26 protein-coding genes and 1 tRNA gene are annotated in these 26,459 nt (G+C 65.8%); 10 read left to right on the plus strand and 17 right to left on the minus strand.

Annotation, left to right across the window (positions count from 1 at the left end):
- Positions 1-70: 70 nt before the first annotated feature.
- The 6 genes from pstA to AC2EAL_RS11570 form a co-directional block, all read right to left on the minus strand.
- Entirely contained in the window at positions 71-1,417 is a 1,347-nt protein-coding gene (gene pstA / locus AC2EAL_RS11545) for a phosphate ABC transporter permease PstA (RefSeq protein ID WP_484724364.1), read from the minus strand.
- Complete coding sequence (pstC, locus tag AC2EAL_RS11550) at positions 1,414-2,874, minus strand: phosphate ABC transporter permease subunit PstC (RefSeq protein WP_484724365.1); 1,461 nt, start codon at positions 2,872-2,874, stop codon at positions 1,414-1,416. The genes pstA and pstC overlap by 4 nt, the downstream gene beginning before the upstream one ends.
- A 54-nt stretch (positions 2,875-2,928) precedes the next feature.
- Positions 2,929-3,978 carry a PstS family phosphate ABC transporter substrate-binding protein gene (locus tag AC2EAL_RS11555; RefSeq protein ID WP_484724366.1) on the minus strand — a complete coding sequence of 350 codons (1,050 nt, stop codon included), beginning with the start codon at positions 3,976-3,978 and terminating at the stop codon, positions 2,929-2,931.
- Positions 3,979-4,081: 103 nt separating this feature from the next.
- Complete coding sequence (locus tag AC2EAL_RS11560) at positions 4,082-5,665, minus strand: GMC family oxidoreductase (RefSeq protein ID WP_484724367.1); 1,584 nt, start codon at positions 5,663-5,665, stop codon at positions 4,082-4,084.
- On the minus strand, positions 5,662-7,062 hold the full coding sequence (locus AC2EAL_RS11565; RefSeq protein WP_484724368.1) for an aldehyde dehydrogenase family protein: 1,401 nt from the start codon (positions 7,060-7,062) through the stop codon (positions 5,662-5,664). Before AC2EAL_RS11565 ends, AC2EAL_RS11560 begins: the two co-directional genes overlap by 4 nt.
- Positions 7,063-7,120: 58 nt before the next feature.
- Entirely contained in the window at positions 7,121-7,540 is a 420-nt protein-coding gene (locus AC2EAL_RS11570; RefSeq protein WP_484724369.1) for a Hint domain-containing protein, read from the minus strand.
- A gap of 239 nt (positions 7,541-7,779) precedes the next feature.
- Between AC2EAL_RS11570 and AC2EAL_RS11575 the strand changes: the two genes are divergently transcribed.
- Together AC2EAL_RS11575 and tig are read left to right on the plus strand one after the other, a co-directional pair.
- Positions 7,780-7,864 (plus strand) — tRNA-Leu (locus AC2EAL_RS11575).
- A 147-nt stretch (positions 7,865-8,011) separates the two neighbouring features.
- Complete coding sequence (tig, locus tag AC2EAL_RS11580; protein WP_484724370.1) at positions 8,012-9,346, plus strand: trigger factor; 1,335 nt, start codon at positions 8,012-8,014, stop codon at positions 9,344-9,346.
- 28 nt (positions 9,347-9,374) lie between these two features.
- Here the strand turns inward: tig and AC2EAL_RS11585 are convergent, their stop codons facing one another.
- The 6 genes from AC2EAL_RS11585 to AC2EAL_RS11610 all read right to left on the minus strand — a co-directional run bounded on the left by AC2EAL_RS11585 (position 9,375) and on the right by AC2EAL_RS11610 (position 13,646).
- Positions 9,375-10,325, minus strand: a complete 951-nt coding sequence (locus tag AC2EAL_RS11585) for a DMT family transporter (RefSeq protein ID WP_484724371.1) — start codon at positions 10,323-10,325, stop codon at positions 9,375-9,377.
- A gap of 62 nt (positions 10,326-10,387) precedes the next feature.
- Positions 10,388-11,401 carry a nucleotidyltransferase family protein gene (locus AC2EAL_RS11590; protein ID WP_484724372.1) on the minus strand — a complete coding sequence of 338 codons (1,014 nt, stop codon included), beginning with the start codon at positions 11,399-11,401 and terminating at the stop codon, positions 10,388-10,390.
- Positions 11,402-11,575: 174 nt separating this feature from the next.
- Complete coding sequence (rplI, locus tag AC2EAL_RS11595) at positions 11,576-12,145, minus strand: 50S ribosomal protein L9 (protein ID WP_484724373.1); 570 nt, start codon at positions 12,143-12,145, stop codon at positions 11,576-11,578.
- Between the two features lie 12 nt (positions 12,146-12,157).
- Positions 12,158-12,385 (minus strand): 30S ribosomal protein S18, encoded by a 228-nt coding sequence (rpsR, locus tag AC2EAL_RS11600; protein WP_103256213.1) that lies wholly within the window; start codon positions 12,383-12,385, stop codon positions 12,158-12,160.
- A 20-nt stretch (positions 12,386-12,405) separates the two neighbouring features.
- Positions 12,406-12,876, minus strand: a complete 471-nt coding sequence (gene rpsF, locus AC2EAL_RS11605) for a 30S ribosomal protein S6 (RefSeq protein WP_484724374.1) — start codon at positions 12,874-12,876, stop codon at positions 12,406-12,408.
- A gap of 152 nt (positions 12,877-13,028) precedes the next feature.
- Positions 13,029-13,646 (minus strand): TetR/AcrR family transcriptional regulator, encoded by a 618-nt coding sequence (locus AC2EAL_RS11610; protein ID WP_484724375.1) that lies wholly within the window; start codon positions 13,644-13,646, stop codon positions 13,029-13,031.
- A 101-nt stretch (positions 13,647-13,747) separates the two neighbouring features.
- On the opposite strand from AC2EAL_RS11610, the gene AC2EAL_RS11615 reads away from it, so the two are divergent.
- Positions 13,748-14,425, plus strand: coding sequence for a PspA/IM30 family protein (locus AC2EAL_RS11615; protein ID WP_484724376.1), 678 nt, complete (start codon positions 13,748-13,750; stop codon positions 14,423-14,425).
- A gap of 31 nt (positions 14,426-14,456) precedes the next feature.
- Positions 14,457-14,741, plus strand: a complete 285-nt coding sequence (locus AC2EAL_RS11620) for a YiaA/YiaB family inner membrane protein (protein ID WP_484724377.1) — start codon at positions 14,457-14,459, stop codon at positions 14,739-14,741.
- Between the two features lie 51 nt (positions 14,742-14,792).
- Here the strand turns inward: AC2EAL_RS11620 and AC2EAL_RS11625 are convergent, their stop codons facing one another.
- Both AC2EAL_RS11625 and AC2EAL_RS11630 read right to left on the minus strand, forming a co-directional pair.
- On the minus strand, positions 14,793-15,212 hold the full coding sequence (locus AC2EAL_RS11625; RefSeq protein WP_484724378.1) for a PACE efflux transporter: 420 nt from the start codon (positions 15,210-15,212) through the stop codon (positions 14,793-14,795).
- Positions 15,209-15,796, minus strand: coding sequence for a flavin reductase family protein (locus AC2EAL_RS11630; RefSeq protein WP_484724379.1), 588 nt, complete (start codon positions 15,794-15,796; stop codon positions 15,209-15,211). The genes AC2EAL_RS11625 and AC2EAL_RS11630 overlap by 4 nt, the downstream gene beginning before the upstream one ends.
- A gap of 97 nt (positions 15,797-15,893) precedes the next feature.
- Between AC2EAL_RS11630 and AC2EAL_RS11635 the strand changes: the two genes are divergently transcribed.
- The 5 genes from AC2EAL_RS11635 (at position 15,894) to AC2EAL_RS11655 (ending at position 20,627) form a co-directional block, all read left to right on the plus strand.
- Complete coding sequence (locus AC2EAL_RS11635; protein ID WP_484724380.1) at positions 15,894-16,379, plus strand: GNAT family N-acetyltransferase; 486 nt, start codon at positions 15,894-15,896, stop codon at positions 16,377-16,379.
- 40 nt (positions 16,380-16,419) lie between these two features.
- The gene (locus AC2EAL_RS11640) at positions 16,420-17,169 is read left to right on the plus strand and encodes an EcsC family protein (RefSeq protein WP_484724381.1); all 750 of its coding nucleotides are present in this window, start codon (positions 16,420-16,422) and stop codon (positions 17,167-17,169) included.
- A 56-nt stretch (positions 17,170-17,225) separates the two neighbouring features.
- Complete coding sequence (locus tag AC2EAL_RS11645; protein ID WP_484724382.1) at positions 17,226-18,686, plus strand: AMP-binding protein; 1,461 nt, start codon at positions 17,226-17,228, stop codon at positions 18,684-18,686.
- Between the two features lie 357 nt (positions 18,687-19,043).
- On the plus strand, positions 19,044-19,346 hold the full coding sequence (locus AC2EAL_RS11650; RefSeq protein WP_484724383.1) for a hypothetical protein: 303 nt from the start codon (positions 19,044-19,046) through the stop codon (positions 19,344-19,346).
- Positions 19,347-19,409: 63 nt separating this feature from the next.
- Positions 19,410-20,627: a PqqD family peptide modification chaperone gene (locus tag AC2EAL_RS11655; RefSeq protein WP_484724384.1), complete on the plus strand. Its 1,218-nt coding sequence runs from the start codon at positions 19,410-19,412 to the stop codon at positions 20,625-20,627.
- A 20-nt stretch (positions 20,628-20,647) separates the two neighbouring features.
- Here the strand turns inward: AC2EAL_RS11655 and ptsP are convergent, their stop codons facing one another.
- Together ptsP and AC2EAL_RS11665 are read right to left on the minus strand one after the other, a co-directional pair.
- A complete protein-coding gene (gene ptsP / locus AC2EAL_RS11660) occupies positions 20,648-22,891 on the minus strand; it encodes a phosphoenolpyruvate--protein phosphotransferase (RefSeq protein WP_484724385.1) in 2,244 nt (747 codons plus the stop codon).
- Positions 22,892-22,993: 102 nt separating this feature from the next.
- Positions 22,994-23,656 (minus strand): NAD(P)-dependent oxidoreductase, encoded by a 663-nt coding sequence (locus AC2EAL_RS11665; protein ID WP_484724386.1) that lies wholly within the window; start codon positions 23,654-23,656, stop codon positions 22,994-22,996.
- A 264-nt stretch (positions 23,657-23,920) separates the two neighbouring features.
- On the opposite strand from AC2EAL_RS11665, the gene AC2EAL_RS11670 reads away from it, so the two are divergent.
- A complete protein-coding gene (locus AC2EAL_RS11670) occupies positions 23,921-25,099 on the plus strand; it encodes an aminotransferase class I/II-fold pyridoxal phosphate-dependent enzyme (protein WP_484724387.1) in 1,179 nt (392 codons plus the stop codon).
- Positions 25,100-25,126: 27 nt separating this feature from the next.
- Here the strand turns inward: AC2EAL_RS11670 and AC2EAL_RS11675 are convergent, their stop codons facing one another.
- The gene (locus AC2EAL_RS11675; protein WP_484724388.1) at positions 25,127-26,383 is read right to left on the minus strand and encodes an aspartate kinase; all 1,257 of its coding nucleotides are present in this window, start codon (positions 26,381-26,383) and stop codon (positions 25,127-25,129) included.
- Positions 26,384-26,459 lie beyond the last annotated feature (76 nt).

Below are 26,459 nucleotides of genomic sequence, written 5' to 3' on the forward strand. Positions count from 1 at the left end.
CTTGCAGCGGCGGGTCTGCACAGGAAAGGCCAAGGCCGGGCCAGAGGCAAGCCCCAGCCCGAGCTTGGGTTTACCAGCGACGCTCGAACCGACGGCGCAAGAGGATCGCAGCGACGTTCATGATCACGAGGAAGACCAGAAGCACGATGATCGCCCCGTTTGACCGCTCGATGAAGGCCGGGTCGGCGCGGCTGGCCCAGCTGTAGACCTGCACCGGCAGCGCGGTCGCGGGGTCAAGGAAGCCCTCGGGCGGGGCCGAGGGATAGTTGTCGACGAAGGCCACCATGCCGATCAGCAGAAGAGGTGCGGTTTCGCCGAGGGCGCTGGCCAGACCAAGGATCGTGCCGGTCAGGATGCCGGGCATCGCCAGGGGCAGGACGTGGTGGAAGACGGTCTGCATCTTGGACGCACCGACCCCCAGGGCCGCATCGCGGATCGAGGGCGGTACGGCCCGGATCGCCGCCCGGGTGGCAATGATGATGGTGGGCAGCGTCATCAGGCTGATGACCAGCGCGCCGACGACCGAGGAAGACTGGGGGAGCCCGGCGAAGTTGATGAAGACAGCGAGGCCAAGGATGCCGAAGACGATTGAGGGCACGGCAGCAAGGTTCGAGATGTTGACCTCGATCGCGTCGGTCCAGCGGTTCTTCGGCGCAAATTCCTCAAGATAGATCGAGGCCGCGACACCTACGGGAACGCACATCAGCGCGACGAGGATCATCATGTAGATCGACCCGAGGAGTGCAACGCCAAGGCCCGCGGCCTCGGGTCTCTGGTCCGAAGCGTCCGGGTTGGTGAAAAAGGTCCAGTTGAAGGACGAGTTGACGATTCCTGCGGCCTGTAGCTGTTCCACCAGGCGCAGCTGGTCGGGCGAGATCTGGTTGTCGCGCTCGGCCGTCTCATAGGTGACGCGACCCTTGAGAAATCCGTCGACCCGGCCCGCGGCGAGGATGGTGGTGTCTATGGTCGTGCCGATCATTCCGGGGTTGGCGAGAATCTTGGCGCGCAACTGCCCGGCGGCATCCTTCGAGATCAGCTCACCGATTTCTTTCTCCGAGACACCCTCTTGCGCGATGCCGCGGGCTTCAAGCTCGGCCAGGAGCGCACGGGCCAGGACCTTCTGGTAGCCGACCGTGGTGACCTTGCCCATTTCCTCAAGGTTGCGGTTGCCCTTCGGATCAAGCGTTTCGGCGGAAAGTTCGACGGGATAGGTCAGCGTTGCCTGATGGAAGGCCGAGATGCCATCGCGGAGGATGGTGAACAGCATCACCGCCAACATCACGAGCGAGATCGAAATCGCGACCAGACCGTAAATACGGAAGCGCGTCTCGGCGCCGTTGCGGCGCTTCATGTTGGCGCTGGCCGTCAGGAGCGACTGCTTGGGGGCGGCAAAGCCACCGGCGGAGATGTCGGTCATTCGTACTGCTCCCGGTATTTCCGGACGATCCAGAGGGCGAAGATGTTCAGGCCCAGCGTGATGACGAAGAGGGTCATGCCAAGGGCGAAGGCCACGAGCGTCTCGGGCGCGGCAAAGTCGGTGTCACCGGTCAACTGGCCGACGATCTTGACGGTCATCGTCGTCATCGCGTCGAAGGGGTTGAGCGAAAGCTTCGCGGCCGCGCCTGCGCCCAAGACCACGATCATCGTCTCGCCGATGGCGCGGCTGGCGGCCATCAGCATGGCGCCGACAATGCCGGGAAGGGCGGCAGGAAGGACGACCTGCCTCACCGTTTCGGATTTTGTGGCCCCGAGGCCAAGGCTTCCGTCCCGCAGGCTTTGCGGCACGGCGTTGATGATGTCGTCCGACAGCGACGAGATGAAGGGGATGTTCAGGATGCCGATCACGATCCCCGCGGTCATGACAGAGGAGCCGGAGTTGCCAAGTCCAAGCGGCTCGGCAAACCAGTCGCGCAGCGCAGGGCCGACAGTGACAAGGGCGAAGATGCCGAAGACGACGGTCGGGATGCCCGCGATCACCTCGATCAGCGGCTTGACCCAGTTGCGCGTGCGCTTCGAGGCATACTCGGCCAGGTAGATTGCGGCGAACAGGCCGATCGGCACGGCGACCAGCATCGCGATCAGCGTGATGTATAGAGTGCCCCAGATCAGCGGAATGATCCCGAGGTCGGAACCGCCGCGGAAGTTCGGCGACCAGGTCAGGCTGAAAAAGAAGTCCTGGAACGGGTATTTGCTGAAGAAGTCGAAGGTTTCCGACACCATCGACCAGACGATGCCCACCGTGGTCAGGACGGCGATCGACGATGCGGCGATGAGAAGCGCAAGGATCACGCGTTCGACCTGGTTGCGGGCACGGAAGTCGGGTTGGGCGCGGGTCACGCCCCAGAACAGGCCCAGGACGGCCAGGATCAGGACCAGCGCGGTACGACCGGCGGCCCCCCAGTGCGACAGCTCGCGGTAATCCTGCGCGGCCGACAGGATCTCGGGCGAGACGTCTTCCGCCAGGGCAACACCGACCGAAGCGAGAAGCTCGCGGATGTTTGTGGAGCCACTGGCCAGGTTTGCGGCCTGATCGTCGCTCAGCGCGCCTGCAGCGACAGCGGTATTAAGGCCGTCTGCAACGCGGCGGACATCGGCCAGCGTCAGCTCGGCCGTGGTCGGGTCGGCAACCAGTGCTGCGGGAAGCGCAGCCGAAATGCGGCCTTCAATCACCAGAGGCTGCAGGATCAGCCACAGGACAAGGGCACCGAGGGCCGGGATCAGGACCGAAACGGCTGCGTACCAGCCGTAGTAGCCAGGAAGCGAGTGCAGAAGCCTGGGGTTGCCCTGGGTCGAGGCCAGCGCGCGCTGGCGGGCCAGGAAGAAGGCCGCGACGGCCAGGACAGCGATGGCGGCAAGAAGCATCAGGACGGACATGTGGGCTTCCGGGCAAAAGGGTTGGGCGGGACCCGAAGGCCCCGCCCGGTTGTCTTATTCCAGCGGACCCATCGGGGTTTCCGCCGCGACCATCTCTTGCGTCGCGGCCAGTTCGGGATCCGACACCAGGCCATATTCCGCGAGCGGGCCATCCGGACCAGCCATGTCATCGGACACGAAGAACTCGATGTATTCCTTCAGGCCGGGGATCACGCCGATATGGGCCTTCTTGACGTAGAAGTAGAGCGGGCGCGACACCGGGTATTCGCCCGAGGCGATCGTCTCGGTCGAGGGGGTGACGCCAGACATCGGCGCGACCTTCAGCTTGTCGGTGTTGTTCTGGTAGAAGGACAGGCCGAACACGCCGATCGCCTTCTTGTCCGCGTCAAGGCGGGCCAGGGTTTCGGTGTAGTCGCCGTCGATGTCGATCGACTTGCCGTCGGTGCGCAGTTCCAGGCAGGCCTTCTTGGCGTTGCCTTCCTTTTCCTTGTCGTCCGCACCCTCGGCGGTCGCCTTGAACAGGTCCAGCGCGCCGGTTTCCTTGCAGCCCGCCTCGATCACCTTGATGTCGAAGACTTCGCGCGTGCCGTGCTTGGTGCCGGGAACAAAGGCCAGGATGTCCTGGGCCGGGAGCGCGGCGTTCACTTCGGCCCACTGGGCGGCGGCGTTGTCGACCAGTGCGCCGTCCTTGACGACCTTGGCGGCCAGCGCGTTGTAGACGTCTGCCGGGGTCAAGGCGAAGTCGGGGCCGTTCACGTCCGAGGCGAAGACGATCCCGTCATAGCCGAAGCGGACTTCAATGATCTCGGCCACGCCATTCGCGGCGCAAAGCTCGATGTCCGACTTGGAGATGCGGCTGGACGAGTTGGCGATGTCGACTGTGGTCTCGCCTACGCCTTCACAGAGCTTCTTGCGGCCGGCACCCGAGCCGCCGCCTTCGACGACCGGCGTCGGGAAGTCGAAGTTCTCGCCGAAAGCCTCGGCGACGATGGTGGCGTAGGGCAGCACGGTCGAGGACCCGGTGACCTGGATCTGGTCACGGGCGGCGGCGGGCATTGCGGCGGCAAAGGCCAGGATCGAGGCGGTGAGCGAGAGGGATTTCATCTTTGCACTCCTGAAATCGTGCGGCCCGTCGGGGGCGGCATGACAGCGCTGTAGTCCCGGCGCATGACGCTTAGATTTCAGAATTGTAAAAGCTGTGTGACAGTCAGCTGACGCCCAATATCTTTCGGGCGATGGTTTCGGCGATCATCATCGTGGGGGCATTGGTGTTGCCCGCGATGATCGTGGGCATCAGCGAGGCGTCGACGACGCGGAGGTTTTCGACCCCCCGGACGCGGCCCTGCGGATCGGTGACGGACAACGGGTCAATCCCCATGCGGCAGGTGCCGACCGGGTGATAGATCGTCTCGGCCCGCTGGCGGATGTCGGCTTCGAGCTGGGCGTCGGTCACAAGCCCCCGGCCGGGCAGGGTTTCCTTGCGGACATGGCGGGCCAGTGCCGGGGCCCGGACGATCCGACGGGCGATCTTCAGGCCGTTCAGCAGCGTCGGCAGGTCGTCGGGATGGGACAGGTAGTTCGCCTCGATTCGCGGCGCGGCCATTGGGTCGGGCGAGGCCAGGCTGATCCGGCCGCGGCTTTTCGGCTGAAGGTCGCAGACATGCAGCGTCAGGCCGTAGCCGAGCGACAGGCGGCGCCCGTGATCGTGCAGGTAGGCCGGGATGAAGTGGAACTGCAGGTTCGGCCGGTCGCGGGTGGGGTCGGATGTCACAAATCCCCCGGCCTCGGCCACGTTCGAGGTGAACTCGCCCTTTCCCTGGCGCAGGTAGGCCCAGGCGGCTCGGACCGCTCGTGGCAGGAAGCTTGGGGCGAGACCGATCGCATCGCGGGTCTTCAGCGCGGCCTGGACAGTGATGTCGAGATGATCGGCAAGGTTCGCGCCGACCTCGGGCGCGTTGTGGACCACCGGGATGCCCATGGCCTGCAGATGCGCCGCCGGACCGACGCCGGACAGCATGAGAAGCTGCGGCGAGTTGATCGCGCCACCCGACAAGATCACCTCACCGCCCTCGGCCAGATCGAGGGAGCGGTCGCGCAGGGCGACGCCCATGGCCCGGCGGCCATCGAAGATGACGCGCCGGACCTGCGCGCCGGTGATGAGGCTGAGGTTGGGGCGGGACAGGGCAGGTGCCAGAAAGGCGCGGGCGGCGCTGAAACGGCGGCCGTCCTGCTGGGTGACCTGGTAGAGGCCGACACCGTCCTGGCTGGCCCCGTTGAAGTCGGGGTTTACCGGGTACTGGCATTCCATCCCGGCGGCGACGAAGGCCCGGCTAAGCGGGTTCGGCTGCGTCAGGTTGCTGACGGTGAGTGGCCCGTTGGTTCCGTGATGGTCATCAGAGATGGCCTGGTTCCCCTCGAGGTCCTTGAACACCTCGCGGACCCTTGGCCAGTCCCAGTCCGGCCCGGCGGCGGCGGCCCAGTCGCGGTAGTCCTGCGGATGGCCGCGCATGTAGATCATCGCGTTGATCGAGGAGGAGCCGCCGAGGACCCGGCCCCGTGGCCAGAACAGGCGGCGGTTGGCAAGTTGGGGTTCCGGCTCGGTCGTGTAGCCCCAGTTCAGCCAGCGCATGTGCGCAAGCGAGGCGAGGCCAAGCGGCATGTGGATCATCGGGTTGCGGTCCGGCGGTCCGGCCTCGACGAGGCAGACGCGGGTGGCCGGGTCGGCGGACAGGCGGTTGGCCAGCACGCATCCGGCCGAGCCGGCGCCGACGATGATGTAGTGGAAGGTCATCCGAGGACCCGTTTGACCAGGCGGATCAGGCGCATCACGCGCGGAGTGTAGGGCGGAAACAGCAATGGCAGGGACAGGAACCGGTTCCGCAGCACCGCGCGTTCATGGCTGAAGGCAAGGTATCCGCTGTGGCCGTGGGCCGCGCCGATGCCGGACGTGTTCACCCCGCCGAAGGGCAGGTTCAGGTGGCTGTAGTGCACCAGGGTCAGGTTCACGCCGACCGCACCCGAGGTGGTGCGGCGGGTGATCTCGGTGATCCGGGCGCTGTCCTGGTCGAAGATGTACAGGGCCAGCGGCTTTTCTCGGGCGTTGATATCCATGATGACGCTGTCGAGCGTATCGTAGGTGTAGACCGGCAGGATCGGGCCGAAGATTTCTTCGGTCGCCAGGCGCGTGTCGGGTGTGACCCCTTCCAGAAGATGCGGGCCGATGGCTTGCCCGTCCTGGTGTCCGTCCAGGATCGGTCGTGCGCCCTTGCCCAGTCCTTCGGCGACCAGTGCGGACAGGCGGGCGGCGTGGCTTGCGGACACGATCCGCGTCAGATGCGGGCTGGCTGCGCCCTCGCCATAGGCCCGGGCGATCCTGTTGCGCAGCGCGGTCAGCAAACCGTCCTTGACCGAGGCATGGACAAAGAGGTGGTCGGGCGAAATGCAGTTCTGTCCGGCGTTCAGGAACTTGCCGAAGGTAATCCAGTCGGCAGCCTGTTTCAGATCGGCAGAGGGGCCGACGATGACCGGGGACTTGCCGCCCAGTTCCAGCGTAACCGAGGCCAGCGACCGGGCCGCCGCCGCCATCACGATCTTGCCCACCGCAGGTGAGCCGGTGAAGAAGATGTGGTCAAAGGGCAGGGACAACAGGTGCTCGGCCACGGCCTTGTCGCCCTCTACGACGGCGACCAGATCGGGCGGAAAGGTCTCGGCGATCATGCGCGCGATCAGGGCGCTGCAAGTGGGCGTCAGTTCCGATGGCTTGACGATCGCGGCATTCCCTGCAGCCAGGCAGGATGCGAGCGGACCGAGCGCCAGGTGAAAGGGCAGGTTCCAGGGGGCGATGATCAGGCAGGTGCCGCGTGGCTGGGTCTCGACCCTACCTGATGCGCCCAGGGTGGCCAGCGTCGGCCAGACCCGGCGCGGCTTCATCCAGCGACGCAGATGGGTCCGTGCGTGGCGGATTTCCTGCAAGGTGTTGAGGTAGTCCATGAGGATCGCTTCCGCCTCGGGGCGGCCAAGATCCGCCTTCAGCGCCGCGACGATGGCAGCTTCGTTGCGGCGGACCATGTTGCCCAGCCGATCCAGCGCGGCGCGCCGTTCCGCCAGACCGAAGGCCTGGCGGCGGGCGTCATTGCCGGACTTCATCCGGGAAAAGAGCGTGGAGGCGGTCGCAAGCATCGGGTCCATGTCCCGACCTTAGCCGGACCGTCGGCAAATCCCAGCAGGACGCAACGTCAGTTCGGGATCAGGCCAGTTCGGGCAGGAAGGCGGGGCAGGCAAGCTCCAGGCCTTCGGCGTAGATCACCTCGTCCTCGTCGAAGCGCAGGGTAAAAAGCCGGGCGTTGCTGACCGTCTCGTGGCAGATGAACTCGCCATCCGCCAGGCGCGAGACCGGGATCGCGGCGACAGCCACACCATAGAGCGCCCGGGCCCGCCAGTCGCGGATCAGGACGGGTTGGCCGGGCGAGAGAAGCAGGTCCTGATCGGGCCGGTCGTGGCCCATGGTCGAGGCCTTGACGCGCACAAGGTCCACCTGCTTGCGCATCACGACCGACACCGAGGTCAGCCGACGCGCCCCGCCGCGGGTTACGATCCGGTCGCCCGGGGTCAGGTATTCGACCGGGATCAGCCCGTCGAGCGTCCGCACCATGGTCCCGGCCAGCATGCCCTGCGCTTGGGGTTCATCACCCCTGCGGGCAGATCGAGAATAGGGTGCGTCAGCGTCCACGATTCAGGCCTTTCCGATGCGATAAGCCAGTCATCGCAGGGGTTTGTGGTCCGCTTTCGATGGCAGTTCGGTCATTTCTGGGCAGTTGTGGCCGTATCCCGCTAGGGTTGTGGCGGGAATGGGGCGGTGCTTTTGCCTCTCGCCCCCGCTGCAGGGCTTTGCTAGAAGGCGCCCATGCGGGTGTGGCGAAATTGGCAGACGCACCAGATTTAGGTTCTGGCGCCGCAAGGCGTGGGGGTTCAAGTCCCTCCACCCGCACCACTCCGGCCCGTACGGGTGCGGCGGATTCCCCCTTACATCGGATGGAAAGCTTTGCTATCAGGCCCGCCAATGCGCGCGGGGTTTCGGCCCTGTGGCGGTAAGCTATTGCGCAATCGCGCCCGAAAGATCGAGGAAGGACGTCCCCCCATGCAGGTCACCGAGACCCTGAACGAAGGCCTCAAGCGCGGCTATACCATCACCGTGACGGCGGCCGAGCTGGACGCCAAGGTCCAGGCCAAGCTGATCGAGGCGCAGCCCGAGGTCGAGATCAAGGGCTTCCGCAAGGGGAAGGTCCCGCTGGCGATCCTGAAAAAGCAGTTCGGCACCCGCATCCTGGGCGACGCGATGCAGGAAGCGATCGACGCGGCGATGAAGGATCACTTCGACAAGTCCGGCGACCGCCCGGCGCTGCAGCCCGAGGTCAAGATGGTCGGCGGCGAAAACTGGAAAGAGGGCCAGGATGTCGTGGTCGAGATGACCTATGACGCGCTGCCGCCGATCCCGGATGTGGATGCCGGCAAGATCAAGCTGGAGCGGCTGATCGTGAAGGCCGACGACAAGGCCATCGGTGAGGCACTGGAGAACCTGGCCAAGTCGGCCCAGAACTTCGACGACCGCAAGAAGGGGTCGAAGGCCAAGGACGGCGACCAGATCGTGATCGACTTCAAGGGCTCGGTCGATGGTGAGCTGTTCGAGGGTGGTTCGGCCGAGGATTATCCGCTGGTGCTGGGCTCCAAGTCCTTCATCCCGGGGTTCGAAGACCAACTGGTCGGCGCCAAGGTCGGCGACGAGGTTTCGGTGAACGTGTCCTTCCCGGAGAACTACGGCGCGGCCCATCTGGCCGGGAAAGCCGCTGTGTTTGCCTGCACCGTCAAGGCGGTTAAGGAGCCGAAGCCGGCCGAGATCGATGACGAGCTGGCGAAGAAGTTCGGCGCCGAGGACCTCGCTGCCCTCAAGGCGCAGATCGCCGAGCGTCTGGAAGCCGAATACAAGGGCGCCGCCCGCGCGGTGCTGAAGCGCTCGCTGCTCGATCAGCTGGACGGCATGGTCAAGTTCGACCTGCCCGCGAACCTCGTCGAGGCGGAAGCCAACCAGATCGCCCACCAGCTGTGGCACGAAGAAAATCCGCATGAGCACGGCCACAACCACGGCAACATCGAAGCGACCGACGAGCACAAGAAGCTGGCCGAACGCCGCGTGCGTCTGGGGCTTCTGCTGGCCGAAATCGGCCGCAAGGCCGAGGTCACCGTGACCGATGCCGAGATGACCCAGGCTGTGCTGGCCGCCGCCCGCCAGTACCCGGGGCAGGAGCGTCAGTTCTTCGAATTCGTTCAGAAGAACCAGCAGATGCAGCAGCAACTGCGCGCGCCGGTCTTCGAGGACAAGGTCGTCGATCATCTGGTTGGGCTGGCCAAGGTGACCGAGAAGGAGATCTCGAAAGAGAAGCTCCAGAAGGCCGTCGAAGCGCTGGACGAAATGTAAGAGGCCGGTCAGGTCCGACAGGGAGCAACTATTCCGCAGATTGGGCCGCGCCTTCGGGTGCGGCCTTTTCTTTTTGTTGCTGACCCCGGATCACGATCATCCCTGCGCCGATGATGATCGCGATGCCGATCCAGGCCAGGCCGTCCGGGATGCTGTCCCAGAAAAGCCAGCCCCAAAGGACGCCCCAGAACATGAAGCTGTATTCGAAGGGCGCCACGCTGGACGAGGGCGCGACGCGATAGGCGTAGGTCAGAAGCGTCAGCCCGATGGCCGCGATCAGCCCGCAGGACGCCATGAGGAGGAGGTCGGTCAGGGGCGGGGTGACCCAGCCGCGGGTCAGGAAGGCGAGCGAGGGGTGCGAGGCCCCGGCAAAGGCCCCAGTCCCGTAGATGGCCGACAGGACCAGCGCGCAGAGGAGGAAGCAGACATTGCCCCAGAAGGCCATGGCGGCGGCGCTTTCGGTGCGGCCAAGCGGACGGGCGATGACCATCGACAACGCATAGCCAAGCGCGCCAAGGATTGGCAGCAGCGCGGCAAGGTCAAAGCCGCTGGCCCCGGGTTTGACGATCAGAAGGACCCCGGCAAAGCCTGCGGCGACGGCGACGGCGGCGAGGAGGCTGACCCTTTCGCGGAAGATCAGGAAAGCCGCGAGGGTGATGAAGAGGGGGCTGGTGAAGAAGAGCGCGATGGTGTCGGCCAAGGGCAGATAGGCGAGGCCCAGGTAGTAGGCGGTGTAGGCCGTGAAGTTCAAAAGGCCCCGCGCCAGCATCTTCCACCAGCCCGGGGTGGTGATGGTGGACAGGCGCCCGTCGAACCACCAGACGATGGCCAGGTGGAAGGGCAGGGCGGTCAGGCTGCGGATCACCATGGCCTGGTGCAGCGGGTAATCGCCGGACAGAAGCTTCAGGATCACGTCCTGGATCGAGAAGATCGCGATCCCGAGGGTCAGGGCCAGGATACCGCGGCTGGTGGCTGTCATCTGCATGGGGTCACGCTAGCGGTCGCCGGTGGCCCGGCTTGCCTGCCTCCGACACGGGCAAGTCAAAGCGCGGCAAGCTTTGCCGCCGTTTCGGGCATCCGCTTCAGCGTGGCCGCGATATGCGCCCGCCACTGGGGGCCACGTTCCATCGCGTCCTGGTAGGCCTCGCGGAGTTCGTCGGGGCGGTCCTCGGCCAGCGCTTCGATCAGAAGGGCGGCCTGGGCCATGTCCTTGCGCGCTTTCAGCCGGTCAGGGCCGGACCGGCGGTCGGCGACGATCAGCTTGTGGATGGCATAGGCCTCGGGCCGGGGGATCTGGATCAGGACGCCCGAGCGGTAGAGGGCGGCGGCCTTGATCGGTTCGGCGATCAGGAAATTCAGGAAGTGGAGTGACTGGGCCGCCACGCCAAGTGCGGGCAGGTCGCGGATGTCTTCCTCGGGACGGAAGGAGGGGGTGAGGAACTCGACCATCGCGGTCGAGGTCGTCTGCCGCCATTTCCAGACCGACGTGGTGCGGACGCCCGGGATAGGGTCGAAGTCCAGCGCTTTGAAGGTTTCGGCCAGGTTCTCCTCGACCCGGTCACCAAGGGCCAGTGACAGGCGTTCGAACTGGGCGATGTCGATGTCGCCGGTCTGGGTCAGGTCGGTGTCGCCCAGCCGCACACCAAGCTCTGCCTCGTACAGCTTGAAGGCCTGGGTGCCGACGACGGTGCCGCCCAGCCGGAAGACGCCCGCACGATCCATCCCCGCGAGAAGGCTGCCCGTGGTGCGGTCGAGGCTGGGCAGACCTTCGGCCCGCAGTGTGCGGACCAGGCGGGTGCGTTCCTCGGCGCGGGCCTTGGTCTTTGCGCTGAGTTCCAGATGCTGCGCCATGCGTTCGGCCATCTCGGGGCTGTCTTCGCCAAGATAGCGGTTCCGGACCGATGTCCCGACGCGGTGTTCGTCGTACCAGTAGCCCTTGCCATTGCGGACCAGTTTGTGCGGCCTGCCGATGATCGAGGAGGCCGCATCGTCCATCAGAAGGCGGCAGAGGTCATGATAGGCGGCGCGGGCGCGGGGGGAGTGGGGGTGCAGCATGCTGTGCTCTACAGTTGATGCTACTGTATAGCACGGGCTGTGCTCTACGGTAAACTCATTTGTAGAGCACGCCATGTACTACAACCACGGCCGGTTGTTGTACATGGCCCGGCCCAAAGAAGAACCGCGCCCGGATCACCCGGACGCGGTTCGCAAATCCCTGACGGGAAAGGCTTACTCGTCCGACGCGGCAGCGCCCATTTCGTCGAAGAGTTCGGCGATCTCGAACTCGGCCTGGGCTTCGGCTTCGGCAGCCAGTTCGGCAACCGACTTGCCCGAAGCCTGCAACTCGGCCTCTTCGGGCGAACGGGCGACGTTCAGCTTGATCTTGACCGCGACTTCCGGGTGCAGACGGACGGAAACCGTGTGCAGGCCCAGTTCCTTGATCGGCTTGTCCAGCACGACCTGGGTGCGGCCCACGGTGAAGCCCGCCTCGGTGGCAGCATCCGCCGCATCGCGGGGCGTGACCGAGCCGTAAAGCGCACCGGCGTCCGAAGCCGACCGGATCACGATGAACGCCTGACCGTCGAGCTTCGCAGCAACGGCTTCGGCCTCTTTCTTCGTTTCCAGGTTGGTGGCTTCCAGCTGGGCCTTCTTCGCCTCGAACGACTTGATGTTCGCGTCGTTGGCGCGGAGAGCCTTGCCCTGCGGCAGGAGGAAGTTGCGGGCGTAGCCGTCCTTGACGTTCACGACCTCGCCCATCTGGCCAAGCTTGGCCACACGTTCCAGAAGGATGACTTGCATGTGCGTCGCTCCTTATTTCACGGCATAGGGCAGCAGGGCCAGGAAGCGGGCGCGCTTGATGGCCTGGGCCAGTTCACGCTGCTTCTTCGCCGAGACTGCGGTGATGCGGGACGGGACGATCTTGCCGCGCTCGGAGATGTAGCGCTGCAGCAGACGGGTGTCCTTGTAGTCGATCGCCGGAGCGTTGTCGCCCGAGAAGGGGCAAACCTTGCGGCGGCGGAAAAACGGTTTGTTCGCCATTTTGGATGTCCTTTCCTAGATCAACGACGCGGAGCGCCGAACGACGGACGCTCGCCACGGTCACCGCCACGGTCGGGACGGTCGCCGAACGACGGACGCTCACGGCGTTCGCCGCCAAAGCCGCCACGGTCGCCACGGTCCGAACGCTCGCCATCGCGGTCGCGGTCGTCACGCTTCTGCATCTGGACCGACGGGCCTTCGCCATGCTTGTCGACCTTGATGGTCAGGACGCGCATCACGTCGTCATGCAGGCGCATCAGGCGTTCCATTTCCTGAACGGCAGCGGCAGGCGCGTCCGACTTCAGGAAGGCATAATGGCCCTTGCGGTTCTTGTTGATCTTGTAGGCCATCGTCTTGACGCCCCAGTACTCGTTCTCAACGACCTTGCCGCCGTTGTCCGCGAGGACGGTGGAGAAGTGCTCGATAAGGCCTTCGGCTTGCGCGTTGGACAGGTCCTGGCGCGCGATGAAGACATGCTCGTAAAGAGGCATGCGGGCTTCCTTCGTTTCAGGGCGGCTTCATAGGACGGGCAAGAGCCTTTCCGCAGCCCGTCCACGAGAGGCATCGCCGGTTCATGGATAAGCGGAAAGGATGCGGCCTTATACAGATTGCCGCCCTTGGCGCAAGGCGAATCGGTGGCAGGTCAGGCAGGGCCGGGCCGCGCCATCCGGGCCCCCAGCACCAGCGCGCCGACCAGGGCCGCGACTTCCTGGCGAAGCAAGGGTTCGGGCACACCAACAAGCCTGCCCTGCAGCGCCAGATGCACCACGCCATGCACCGCGCCGAACAGCGTGCGGACACGCAGGCGGATGTCGGTGTCCGGCAGGTCGGGGCGCAGCTGCCGCAAGGGCGCGACGATCCGGGCGATCAGCACCTCATGCTCCTGGCGGTGCCAGTCGGGCATCTGGACCCCCTCGGGCAGGCGGTGTTCGAAGAGGGCGGACCAGAGGCGACGGTTTTCCAGCGCGAAGACGGCATAGGCGTCGGCCAATGCCAGTGTCACCGCCTCGGGGCTGCCAGCGTCCGAGGCAGGGGCGAGGGCCGCGCCCAGGCGCTCCAGCGTGCGCGAGTTCACCCGCATCACCAGCTCGTCCAGGTCGGCCACCGCATTGTAGATCGCTCCCAGCGCGCAGCCTGCCCGCTGGGTTACGTCGCGCGCCTTCAGGCCCAGAAGGCCCTTCTCGGCGATTTCCGCCTCGGCCGCCTCGATCAGGCGGGTCCTTAGATCGGCTTTGCGGTCCTTCTCGGGCGTCTTTTCCATTCGTGACCTCACGTCATATTGAACAACGTTCAAAAAACATCTTGAACAGCGTTCACGCTTCTGGCATGTTGTGAACACTGTTCATACACCGGGAGTTCCAGATGTTCAACACGATCATCACACTGGTCAGGGGGCGCAGCCACGATGCCGCCCAGGCGGTGGCGGATGCCAATGCGCTGTCGATCCTGCGCCAGCAGTTGCGCGATGCGGCGGGCGGGGTCGAGGCGGCGCGGCGGTCGGTCGCGGTCGTCATGGCCTATGCCGAGCGCGAACGGAAGTCGCTGCCACGGATCAACGCCCAGATCGCCGACCTGGAGGGCAGGGCGATGGCCGCCCTGGCCCAGGGGCGCGAGGACCTGGCGACCGAAGCCGCCGCTGCCATCGCCCAGCTGGAGGCGGAACGCGCGACCTCGGAACGGGCGCTTGGGACCTATGAGATCGAGATCGCCCGTCTTCGGGAAGAACTCAGCACCTCGGAACTGCGCCTGCGCGAGTTGCAGCGCGGGTTGCAGTTGGCCGATGCGGCGCAGAAGTCCCAAGCCGTACGCGGCGTCGTCAGCCGCCCGGTGACTGCGTCCCTGGCCGAAGCCGAGGCGACGCTGACCCGGCTGCAATCGCGCCAGCTGCACGCCGAAGCCACGGCGATGGCCGTCGTCGAACTGTCCGCCGGTCAATCCGCCGAGGCGATCTCGGCCCGCCTTGCCGCCGCCGGCTGCGGCCCCGCGATCCGCCCTGACGCTGCAGCCGTCCTGGAACGGCTGAAGCAGAAATCCAACTGATCCCCCAACCTGACATTTAAGGAGACCTGAAATGACCGACATGATCCAGCCGACGATCCGCACCTCGCAAGCCTACACGATGTTCAGCTACGTCAACTTCGCCGTGGCAGCCGTGATGATGGCAGGCGGCATCTACTTCCTTGAGGCGAGTTTCGCCGCCAAGGGCTTCTACGCGATGGCCGCGTTGATGCTGGTGTCCTCCACCGTGGGCATCACCAAGGCCGTCCGTGACAGGGAAGAATCCGACCGCCTGCACAACAAGCTGGAGGAAGCCCGCACCGAGCGCCTGCTGGCCGAGGTCTCGCGCGACCGCTGATCGCTGCAAGGTTCAGAAGACAACCGGGGCCCTTCGCGGCCCCGGTTGCATTTATCGGGCCGAGGCGGGCAGGCCGAAGATGCGGTCAAAGCCCCAGGTGAAGAGGTAGGTGTAGACCAGGAACAGCGCGATCAGCCCGGCCTCATAGACCAACGCCTGCCACAGTGACACCTGCAGCCACCATGCCATCAGCGGCAAGAGAATGGTAACCAGGCCGACCTCGAACAGGATCGCATGCGCGATGCGCCGGGCGGTTGAGCGCCCCTTGACTGCCTGTCGCGACTCCCAGGCTTCAAAGAGGGTGTTGAAGGCATAGCTCCAACCCAGCGCGACGGATGCGGTCAGGACCGACAGCGCAAGGGAGGAGGCCGCGCTCGCCTCGGACACCAGCCACAGGTAGGCCGTGGCGAGGAGCGTACCAAGGGTCTCGAAGCTGACGGCGTAGACGATCTTGCGGCGGGCGGGGGTCATGCCTTGCCGGGATCCTTCGGGCGGCGCAGCTCGCGCACTTCGCGGACGAAGGTGTAGTCGTGATAGCCAAGCCGAGCGGCGGGGTTGAAGCGCAAGGGGTCGAAGCGGCCGTCCACGAGGCAGTCGTCGCGGATGTGGACGCCCACGACCTCTCCGATCAGTACCTTTTCAGGGCCGATCAGGTCGACCAGCTTGACCACCTTGCATTCGAGAGTGGCGGGCGCGTCGGCCACGCGGGGGCAGTCGATGGCAACGCATTCCGCTTTGGCGACCCCTGCCGCGAGGAATTCATCCGTCCCGCGCGGGTACCGGGCCGAGGTGGCGTTCATCGCCTCCAGTGCCGCTTCGGCCACGATGTTCACGGCGAAGACCCCGCTCTCCATCGCGTTGACCATGCTGTCGCGGTAGTCGCCCGCAAACATCACCTGCGGCGGGGTGTAGCCCACGGCGTTGAAGAAGGAATAGGGCGCCAGGTTGTCGCCGGTCGAGGCGCGGGTCGAAATCCAGGCGATGGGGCGGGGCGAGACGATGGCCGAGAAAGGGCTGTGCGGCAGGCCGTGGCCATCGGCGGGACGGTAGAACATGGATAGGGTCCGTTTCACAAATTGATCGTGACAGTGCGCCATGTTACGGCGCGGGACCAGTGGATTTGGCAAGGGCTTCAGGTGGGATCATCGGCGCGTGTACCGGCTTGAGGAAGAGACCGAGGACGACTGGTGGGAGGTGGAAGCCCTCTATGACCTCTGTTTTGCCCCGGGCCGCACGGCGCTTTCCTCGTACCGCTTGCGCGAAGGCGTGCCGACAGTAGCGCCCTTGTGCCTGACGCTTCGCGATGAAGAGGGGGCACTGGCCGCCGTCATCCGCTATTGGCCCGCACTGATCGGCGAACATGACGTCCTGCTGCTGGGCCCCGTCGCCGTCCATCCGACCCATCAGGGCGAAGGGCTTGGCGCGCTTCTGATCAACGAAAGCCTGGCCGAGGCACGGCGGCTGGGCTGGGAACGCGTGATGCTGGTGGGCGACGCGCCTTATTACGGTCGTTTCGGCTTCAGGAAGCTGGACGGGGTCGAGATGCCGCCGCCCACAAACCCCGACCGCGTGCTGGGACTGGAGCTGAAGGCCGGGGCCTGGGAAGGCGTTACCGGATTGGTCGGCAAAGCGACCTGATACCATTGCGCAGGGCGCGGGCGGCCCCATATCCTGACGCATGGACCAGATAGCCCCGCTGACGACCTCTGACTACTCTACCGAAGTGGCCGAGCTTGCCCGCCGCTACAAGCGCGCGAACGGGCCGGTGATCCGTTTGGTGAACCGGCTGGGCGGCACGCTGGAAAACCAGCTTGCGGCCCTGCCGGACGGCGTCCGCAGCCAGATCGAACGGCTGACGGCCCAGGCGCTGGAGACCTCCTACGGCATCGCCTCACGCGCGCCGGACCTTGGCCAGCGCGGGCCGATGGTCGCGGCGATTGCCACCGGTGCTGCGGGCGGGGCGGGTGGGCTTGCGACCTCGCTGGCCGAACTGCCGGTCACGGTGACGCTGTTCCTGAACACGATCCGGGCCGAGGCGCGCGCCGCGGGTCTGGACCCAGACGAGGACTGGGTGCGCCAGGAATGCCTGCAGGTTTTCGCGGCGGGAAGTCCGCTGGCGCAGGATGACGGGGTGAACACGTCCTTCGTGGCCTCACGGCTCGCCCTGTCGGGGTCGGCGGTGCAGAACCTGATCACCACCATCGCGCCCAAGCTGGCCGCTGTTCTAGGGCAAAAGCTGGCCGCGCAGGCGGTGCCGGTCCTCGGGGCCGTGTCTGGCGCGGCGCTGAATGCAGCCTTCCTGTCCTACTACCGCGAGATCGCGCGCGTCCGGTTCGCGCTGGTCAGGTTGGGGCAGGTCCACGGCACTGAGGCGGTCGAGGCCGAGTTCCGGGTGGCCGTGACCCCGCCCAAGGTCATCAAGGCCTGATCCGGTTGCGATCCTGGTCCCGGGCCGGATAAATGTCCGGGACGCAGGAGGGACCGATGAGCACCGATGTCATCGTAAAGCTGAAAGAGATGGCCACCGATCCGGCGCGGGTCTGGATCGTGGGCGGTGCAAGCTACGGTGACCTTTTGGCTGAGACGGGGCGCCTGGCGAACACGCTGGTTTCGTTGGGCCTGCAGAAGGGTGACCGGCTGCTTCTGCAGGTCGAGAAATGCGAGGCAGTCCTGTCCTTGTACCTCGCCTGCCTGCGGACCGGGGTGGTCTTCCTGCCGGTGAACCCGGGCTACACGGTGGCCGAGACCGAGCATTTCCTGACCGACGCCGAGCCGGCGCTGGTCGTGACCGACGAAGGCCGGGTGGAAGGGCTTGCGGGTCGTGGTCCGCGGGTGATGGTGCTGCCCTACCTGATGGACCTTGCGGTAGGGCAGGGAGAGGGCTTTGCCGACCCCGCCCACGGGCCGGACGATCTGGCGGCGATCCTCTACACCTCGGGGACCACGGGGCGGTCCAAGGGGGTGATGCTGACGCGGGAGAACCTCGCCTCGAATGCTGAGGCGTTGGTGGGGCTGTGGCGGTTCGCGGAAGCCGACGTTCTCCTGCATGCGCTGCCAGTCTTTCACACGCATGGGCTGTTCGTGGCGACGAACTGTGTTCTCTATTCCGGTGCCTCGATGATCTTTCACCGGGCCTTCCAGCCTGCGGCGGTGCTGGCGGCCCTGCCGGGGGCCACGGTGATGATGGGGGTCCCGACCTTCTATACCCGGCTTCTGGCTGATCCCGGGCTGACCCGTGAAGTGACCTCGCATGTCCGGCTGTTCATCTCGGGCTCGGCCCCGCTCTCCCCGGCCACGCATGCGGAATGGAAGGAGCGGACGGGGCATGCGATCCTGGAACGCTATGGGATGACCGAGACGAACATGATCACCTCGAACCCCTACGACGGAGAGCGACGGGCGGGCACCGTGGGGATGCCGCTGCCAGGGGTGGAGGTGCGCGTCACCGGGTCTGCGGGCGTGCTGCCGGTGGGCGAGGTGGGGGCGATCGAGGTCAGGGGGCCGAACGTCTTCAAGGGCTACTGGCGGCTGCCGGAGAAGACGGCAGAGGAGTTCCGCGAGGGGGGCTGGTTCGTGACCGGCGACATGGGGGCCTTCGACGACCGGGGCTATCTGTCGATCCTCGGCCGGGCAAAGGATCTGGTGATCACCGGGGGGCTGAATGTCTATCCGGCCGAGGTCGAGGCGGCGCTGGACGACCTGCCGGGGGTGGCGGCCAGCGCGGTGATCGGGGTGCCGCACCCGGATTTCGGCGAGGCGGTGGTGGCCTGCCTGGTGGGCAAGGTCGATCCCGAGGCGGTGCGGGCGGCGCTGCGCGACAGGTTGGCGGCTTTCAAGATCCCGAAACGGGTGCTGGTGCTGGAAGAGCTGCCGAGGAACGCGATGGGGAAGGTCCAGAAGGCCGAGCTGCGGCGGATCTACGGTGAGCTCTTCCGGCCGGCGTGATAGGTCTGTCCACGGTGGACAATCCTGGTAACATAAAAGAAATCAATATGTTGGTTGCGGACGTTAGAGGTTTCTTAACACTTTGAAATCAAGACCTCGGGCCCGATTTCCGGCAGACTCGGCAAGGGTCCGGCCCGCGGTATCTGCCGGGCCTGCTACCGCTGATTGTGCCGATCTGCCCCGGCACGTCTGCGCAGGATCACGCGGAAGCTTGCCTATACCTTCGGTTTATTTGGCCAGAATAAACCCCCGGCAAGTAGCCAAGGTCACTTTGTTGCCGCATGGCTGATTCACCCAGGCGTTACGAAACTGTCGTGTCTGGTACACGAATCTGTCATTTGGAATGAGGAGATCACCATGTCCCACGATGCTGAAGATCGCAGCTTTTCCCGCCGCAAGGCGCTGACCCGGATCGCTGCCCTGGCCCTTGGTGCCTATGCGGTTCCGGCCGTCACCACGCTGAGCATGGCGCAGGCGAGCAGTGGATCGAGCGGTTCCAGCGGGTCGAGCCCCGCAAGCCCTGCGAGCCCCGCGACCCCTCCGAGCCCCGCGAGCACCCCGAGCCCCACGACCTCGCCCAGCAACTCGACCTCGCCCAGCGTCTGCTCGGGACCGACGGATGATGATGCGGGCTGCTCCGAGACGACGACCGCTCCCTGATCCGGTGCGGGTGTGAGACTGACCCCCGGCGCAGCTGTGCCGGGGGCTTCTGGAAATGGACCGATGCTGCAGGACGTTGTCTTTGAAGGAATGGCGGCGCCCCTGCGCCTGGACCGTGCGGCGTCTGTCCTTTCCCTTGTGCCCGGCGTGATGCCCGGATGGCCGTGTCAGAGCGGGTCGGCCGATCCGGCGGCGCAGCCGTTCTATTCGATCAGCGCAACGGCAGATGAAGGTCTTCTGACCTGTGCCTGGCATGTCGAGGAGCGGCCGGTGCGCCAGTTTGATCCGGTCAACGCGGTCTGCGATGCGATCTCGGCCCTGAGCTTTGCCTTGCCGGCCGAAGACCTGCGGCTCATTTGCCTGCATGCGGCGGCGGTCGAAATGGCGGGCAGGCTGGTGGTGTTTCCGAACATCCGGCGCGCCGGGAAAAGCACCCTGTCGGCGGCCCTGGCGATGGCGGGGCATGCGCTGTTCAGCGATGACGTGGTGCCGCTGTCCTTTGGTTCGGACAATCAGGCGCGTGGGCGGGCCATGGGCATTGCGCCGCGTCTGCGCCTGCCCTTGCCGGACACGGTTCCGCCCGCCTTCAAGGAGTGGGTTGCCGCAGTCAGCGGGGCGCGTAACCGGCAGTACCTGTATCTGACCCTGCCCGACCAGCCACGGCACGGGGTCATGCGGCCCCTTGGGGCCTTCGTGATCCTCGACCGCCGCGACGACCCGACCGAGGCGCGGCTGGAGCGGCTGGCGCCGAACGCCGCGATGGATGTGCTGCTGCACCAGAATTTCACCCGTGACCGGCATTCGGGCGACATCCTGCGGAAGATGGCTGCGGCCCTGACCAGGCTGCCGGTGTTCCGCCTGACCTATTCCGGTCTGGCCGACGCGGTGGAGTGCCTAAACACAGGCTTTGCCGCGTGGCCGGACCCCAGCCCGATGCCCGACGGGGAGGCGCAGCCCTTCCGCCTCGCCGAGTTCAACGGGCCCGATTTGCCGCGCCCGGGCAAGGCCGACCGGATCCGGCAGCGGAGCGGGACGATTACCGAAGAGATCGGCGACACGCTGTACCTGGCCGATCCCGAGGGCCTGGCCATTCACCGGATGGATGTCCTGGCCAGCGTGCTATGGTCGGTGCTGGAAGAACCGGTGACCCCGCAGGACATGCTGGAGCTGTTGCTGGAAGCCTTCCCCGGCACCGATGAGGCCAAGGTCGCTGCCGACGTGCAGGGGTTGCTGGACATGCTGCATGGTGCCAGGCTGATCGAAACCGTGCCCGGGGCCTGAAGCCGCTTGGATCGCCCGCGTCAGGCGTCGACGGTCGACAGCCACTCCATCAGGGCAGGTCGCACGCTTTCCGCACCCTCGCTGCGCGCCTTGTCGATCACCTGGCGTGCCTGGCCCAGGTCGACCTTGCGGAGGAGCGCCTTGACCGGCCCGACCGACGCGGGGCGCATCGACAGGGTGCGAAAGCCGATGGCGGCGAGGGCCAGCGCCTCGATCGGGCGGCCCGCGTCTTCGCCGCAGAACGACAGCGCGGTTCCCGTCTCGGCGCAGCGGGCCACGATGTGTTCGAGGAAGGTCAGGAAGGTAAGGTTCAGCGTGTCATAGCGGCGGCGGACCAGTTCATTCTCGCGGTCGGCGGCGAAGAAGAACTGCTTGAGGTCATTGCCGCCGACAGAAATGAAATCGGTCAGCTCGTAGAAGGACGTTGGCGCATAGGCCAGTGACGGCGTCTCCATCATCGCGCCGATTTCGATCCGCTCGGGGACCGGGTGGCCGAGCGACTTTTCGCGGTGCAATTCGCGCAGGGCATGGCCGCGGGCCTGCTGGAATTCGCTCATCTCGGTGATGAGGGGGAACATGATGGTCAGGGGCCTGCCGTTCGCGGCGCGGATCAGGGCCTGCAGCTGCATCCGCAGGACACCGGGCTTGTCGAGGCCCACGCGGACCGCGCGCCAGCCCATGGCGGGGTTCGGCTCCTCGGGCGGTTTCATGTAGGGCAGGACCTTGTCGGACCCGATGTCGAGCGTGCGGAAGGCCACGCGCTTGCCTTTGGCGGCGTCCATCACCCGGGCGTAGAGCTTCGCCAGTTCGGCGCGCTGCGGCATCTTGGAGCGGACGAGGAACTGAAGCTCGGTGCGGAAAAGGCCGACACCTTCCGCGCCCGAGCCTTCGAGGCTTGGCAGGTCGGCCATCAGCCCTGCGTTCATGTGGAGCGCGATGGTCGTGCCGCAGGTGGTCGTCGCGGGCAGGGTGCGGAGGCTGGCGTAGCGCTTTTGCGCCTCGGCCTGCATGGCGATCTTGTCGCGGAAGGCGCGGGCGACGGTTTCCTCGGGCCGGAGGTGGACGATGCCCTGGTCGCCGTCGACCAGGATCGGGTCGCCGTTCAGCGCCTCGGCCACGACGCGGTCAGCGTTGATGACAAGGGGGATGGCAAGGGCTCGGGCGACGATGGCGGCGTGGCTGCCGACCGAGCCTTCCTCCAGCACGACGCCCTTCAGCTTGCGGCCATAGTCGAGGAGTTCGGCGGGGCCGATGTTGCGGGCGACGAGGACGGGGTTGTCGGGCATTTCCGCCCCGGTGTCCTTGCCCTGGCCGGTCAGGATGCGGAGAAGCCGGTTCGACAGGTCGTCGAGGTCCTGCAGCCGTTCGCGCAGGTACTGGTCGGCGACCTGTTCCATCCGCGCGCGGGCGGCGGACTGTTCCTTTTCCACCGCGGCTTCAGCGGAGAGGCCGCGCATTATGTCCTCTTCCATCCGCCGCAGCCAGCCGCGGGAATGGGCGAACATGCGGTAGGCTTCCAGGACCTGCTTCTGGTCCTTGTCCAGGGCCTGCGCTTCGAGGAGGTCGTCGATCGAGACGCGCAGTTCGCCCACAGCGTGCTTGATGCGCTCGATCTCGGTCAGGGGGTCGTCGGCCACCGGGTTGGTGATGACGACGCGGGGTTCATGGAGCCAGACGCGGCCTTCGGCGGCACCTTCCTGGCCGGAGGTGCCGCGGATCATGACCGGCTGCTTGTGGAGCGCCCGCATCGCCCCGTCGCCCGAGGTGAAGGCGCCAAGCTCGGTCATCTCGGCCAGCACCATGGCGACGACGTCAAGGGCGTAGATCTCGTCTTCCGAAAACTGGCGGGCGGTCTTGGACTGGACCACAAGGACACCCAGCTTTTCGCCGACCCGCTGGATCGGCACGCCGAGGAAGGAGGAGAACAGTTCCTCCCCCGTTTCCGGCATGTAGCGAAAGCCCTTTTCAGAGGGCGCGTCGGCGGTGTTCACCGGCTGGCCGGTCCGCGCGACGCGGCCGACCAGGCCTTCGCCAAGCTTCATCCGGGTCTGGTGGACGGCTTCGGGCTTCAGACCTTCGGTGGCGCAAAGCTCCAGCGTCTCGGGATCGCGGAAGAGGTAGATCGAGCAGACCTCGGTCCCCATGCTGTCGGCGATGAGATGGGTGATGCGGTCCAGCCGGTCCTGCCCCTCGCCCGAGACGGACAGCACGTCCCGCAGGCGGCGCAGAAGCTTGCGGCTGTCGCTTTCACTGCGTTCGGGCATCATGCGTCCTTCGGGTCATGGCCTATCTATAGGCGAAGCAACGGCTGCGGGGGAAGGGGAATGCCGCAACGGTGCGGTGCGGCGCTGGCGACTGCACGATCCTTAGGCGGCCCTGCAGCTGACGATGGCTGGGGCTTGCCGGATGAGGGTCGGATCGGTCAGCGCCGCGACCATGAACAGCGCGAAATCGGTGCGGCGCGTGCGGTTGGCGGCCAGCACCGGATCGCCGACATGGGCCGACCAGCGCGGCAGGCCTTCCGAGGGACCTTCCTCCAGATCGCTGCCGCGCACCACGGTCCAGTCCCGGTCCGAGGCAAAGATCGCTGCTGCAGCGCGTTCCTGGTCGGAGATGTCGGCGATGCGAAGGAGCTTTACCAGCGGCGGGATCACCAGCATCTGCAGGCGCAGAGAGAGGGGATAGCGGTCCAGCCCGTCGCGACTGATGTGCCAGCCGCAGGAAAAGACCAGCCGCGCGCCGGGGTCGGCGAGATCAAGGACCGCCTTCGCGGTGCCGGTGGCATAGCCCTTCACGCCCCAGGGGACGAGGACAGCAAGCACGCCGTCGCAACCCTGGAGCGCCTCGGCGACCACGGCGCGGTCATCGGTGCGGCCGGGAAAGACGCGGATGCGGTCGCCCCAGCGGGCCAGCTTCGGCAGGCTTTCGGGCCGGCAGATGCCTTGAACCTGATAGCCACGCTCCAGCGCGTGGCCGATCATATATTGGCCAAGCTTGCCGGAGATACCGAGAATGCAGACGCGGTTCATGGTGACTTGCAAAGTAACTACTTTGGAGCGGCGGAGCGCCGACAAAATCGCAGAAAGATCGTGCGAGGGACCATGACCCAGATCAACAGGAGTTGCACGCCATCGGGTGGCGTTTCGGAATGGCTGCCTATCAAGGGCTGCGGGATTTCCTTAGGGCTTTTGTAGTGCCGGGTGTAGAAGGCAACACGTCGCCAAGCGCAGCCTCGGGCTTGGGGATCGGCGTCGTTGATCCTCTCACGCAGTCCCTGAATCTGGAGCAGCTTCATGAAACTCGTTTCCGATCATGCCGTCACATCTGGCAATGACTTGCTCCCGGTCATCGACTTTCTTCAGACCTATCGGGCCGGAGTACCCGATAGTCAGGTTCTGGCCGACCTGACGTTCGGCAACCCGCATGAGCAGCCCTTGCCCGACCTGGTCGCCGCGCTTCGCACCCACATCGAGCCGAAAAGCGTTGACTGGTTCGCCTACAAGCTGAGCGAGGCCGAGCCGCGCCGTGTCATTGCCGAGGGTTTGCGGGCCGAGCTTGGGCTGGACTTCGCGCCCGAAGACATCGCCATGACGCTGGGGGCCTATGGCGCGATCACGCTGGCCTTCACGATGCTGCTGGAGCCTGGGGATGAAGTCATTATCCTAGTTCCGGGATGGTTTCTTTACGAGACGAGTGCGTCGCTGTGCCATGCCGTCACGGTCAAGGTTCCACTGCAGGACGCGGACTTCGACCTGGATGTCGGTGCCATCGAGGCTGCGATCACGCCTCGGACGCGGATCGTCGTGGTCAACACGCCGCACAACCCGACCGGCGTGATCTACAGCCGCGAGCGGCTGCAGGAGCTGGCGGCCATGTTGGAACGGAAGTCGGAGGAGTTCGGTCGCCCGATCTTCATCCTGTCGGATGAGCCCTATCGCCGCATCAGGTTCGACGGGGCTGCCTTCACCAGCCCGGCCGAGGTCTATCCCTGGACGCTGATCGACTACAGTTTCGGCAAGGTCCTGCTGGCACCGGGGCTGCGGCTTGGCTATCTGGCGAACGGTCCGATGATGCCTGCGGAAGCCCGCGCCACCTTGAGTGCGACTGCCGAGAAGGCGCAGCTGGCGATGGGATGCGCCTTCCCGGATTCGATCCTGCAATATGCGGTGAAGGACCTTGAGACGGTGTCGATCGATGTCGCCGCCTACCAGCGCAAACGGGACCGGTTGTACGACGCGCTGACGCAGTGGGGTTACGCGATGACGAAACCCGCGGGGACCTTCTACCTTTGGGGCAAGGCGCCTGGCGGCGATGCTGCGGCCTTTGCCGCAGCGATGGCCAGGCGCGGTGTCTTCATCATGCCCGGAACCCTGTTCGAGCGGCCGGGCGATTTCCGGATCAGCCTGACCGGAACCGAGGCCATGATCGAGGCCAGTCTGCCCGCGTTCCAGGCCCTTGCGCCCACGGCCTGAGGCTGTTCAGGCGGCTGGACTGGCCCGTCAGGCCTTTTCCAGCTCGAACGTGTCGTGCAGGGCCTGGACGGCCAGTTCCATGTACTTGCGGTCGATCAGGACCGAGATCTTGATCTCGGAGGTGGTGATGACCTTGATGTTCACGTTTTCGGCGGCAAGGGCTGCGAACATCCGGGCCGCAACGCCGACCTGGCTGCGCATGCCGATGCCGACGACGGACACCTTGGCGACATCGCTGTCGGTCACGAGGCCCGAGAACACGAACTTGCCCGCCGCCGCCGCATCGTCGATCGCCTTCTTGGCGCGGTCGACCTGGTTCGTCGGGAGGCTGAAGGTCATGTCGGTATGGGCGCGCTTGTCGGCGGGATCGTCGAGCTCGCTGATGTTCTGGACGATCATGTCGACGTTCACGCCAGCATCCGCCAGCGACCCGAAGATTGCCGCGGCAACGCCCGGTCGGTCTTCGACCTTCAGAAGCGTCATCTTCGCCTCGTCGCGGCTGTAGGCGACGCCCGAAACTACTTTCGATTCCATGATTTCATCCTCGTCGCAGACCAGGGTTCCAGAGGTCTCGTCGACCTCCTCGAAGGAAGAGACCACCCGCAGGCGGACCTTGTAGCGCATAGCCAGTTCCACGGACCGGGTCTGCAGGACCTTGGCGCCGAGGGAGGCAAGCTCCAACATCTCCTCGAAGGCGATCTTGTCCAGTTTGCGGGCCTTGGGGCTGATGCGGGGGTCGGTGGTGTAGACACCGTCGACATCGGTGTAAATGTCGCAGCGTTCCGCGCCGAAAGCGGCGGCGAAGGCGACGGCGGTGGTGTCACTGCCGCCCCGGCCAAGGGTGGTGATCCGGCCTTCGGGCGACAGGCCTTGGAAACCGGCCACGACCGCGACCTTGAAGCCTTCGGCGAACTTGGCGTCGATGTTGTCCCGCGGAATGCTGACAAAGCGCGCAGCCCCGTGGGCCGAGGTGGTATTGATCGGCACTTGCCAGCCCTGCCAGGACCGCGCCGGAATGCCCATTTCCTGCAGCCGAAGCGCCATCAGGCCGGCGGTAACGTTCTCGCCCGAGGAGACCACGGCATCGTATTCGCGGGCATCGTAAAGCTTCGAGGTGGTCTCGACCCAGCCCACAAGCTCGTTGGTCTTGCCGGACATTGCGCTGACTATGACGATCACGTCATAGCCGCGCTCGACCTCGGCTTGAACCTTCTTGGCGGCGTTTTCGATCCGGGCGAGGTCCGCCACGGAAGTTCCGCCGAATTTCATCACCAGAAGCGGCATGCAGCCTCCCACGGGCCCGTCAGAATTCCCGCCGCGTCATATGCAAGGCCAAGGGGCGGTGCAAGTGGCCGGGCTG

This window comes from Tabrizicola sp. T74 (genome assembly GCF_057219935.1).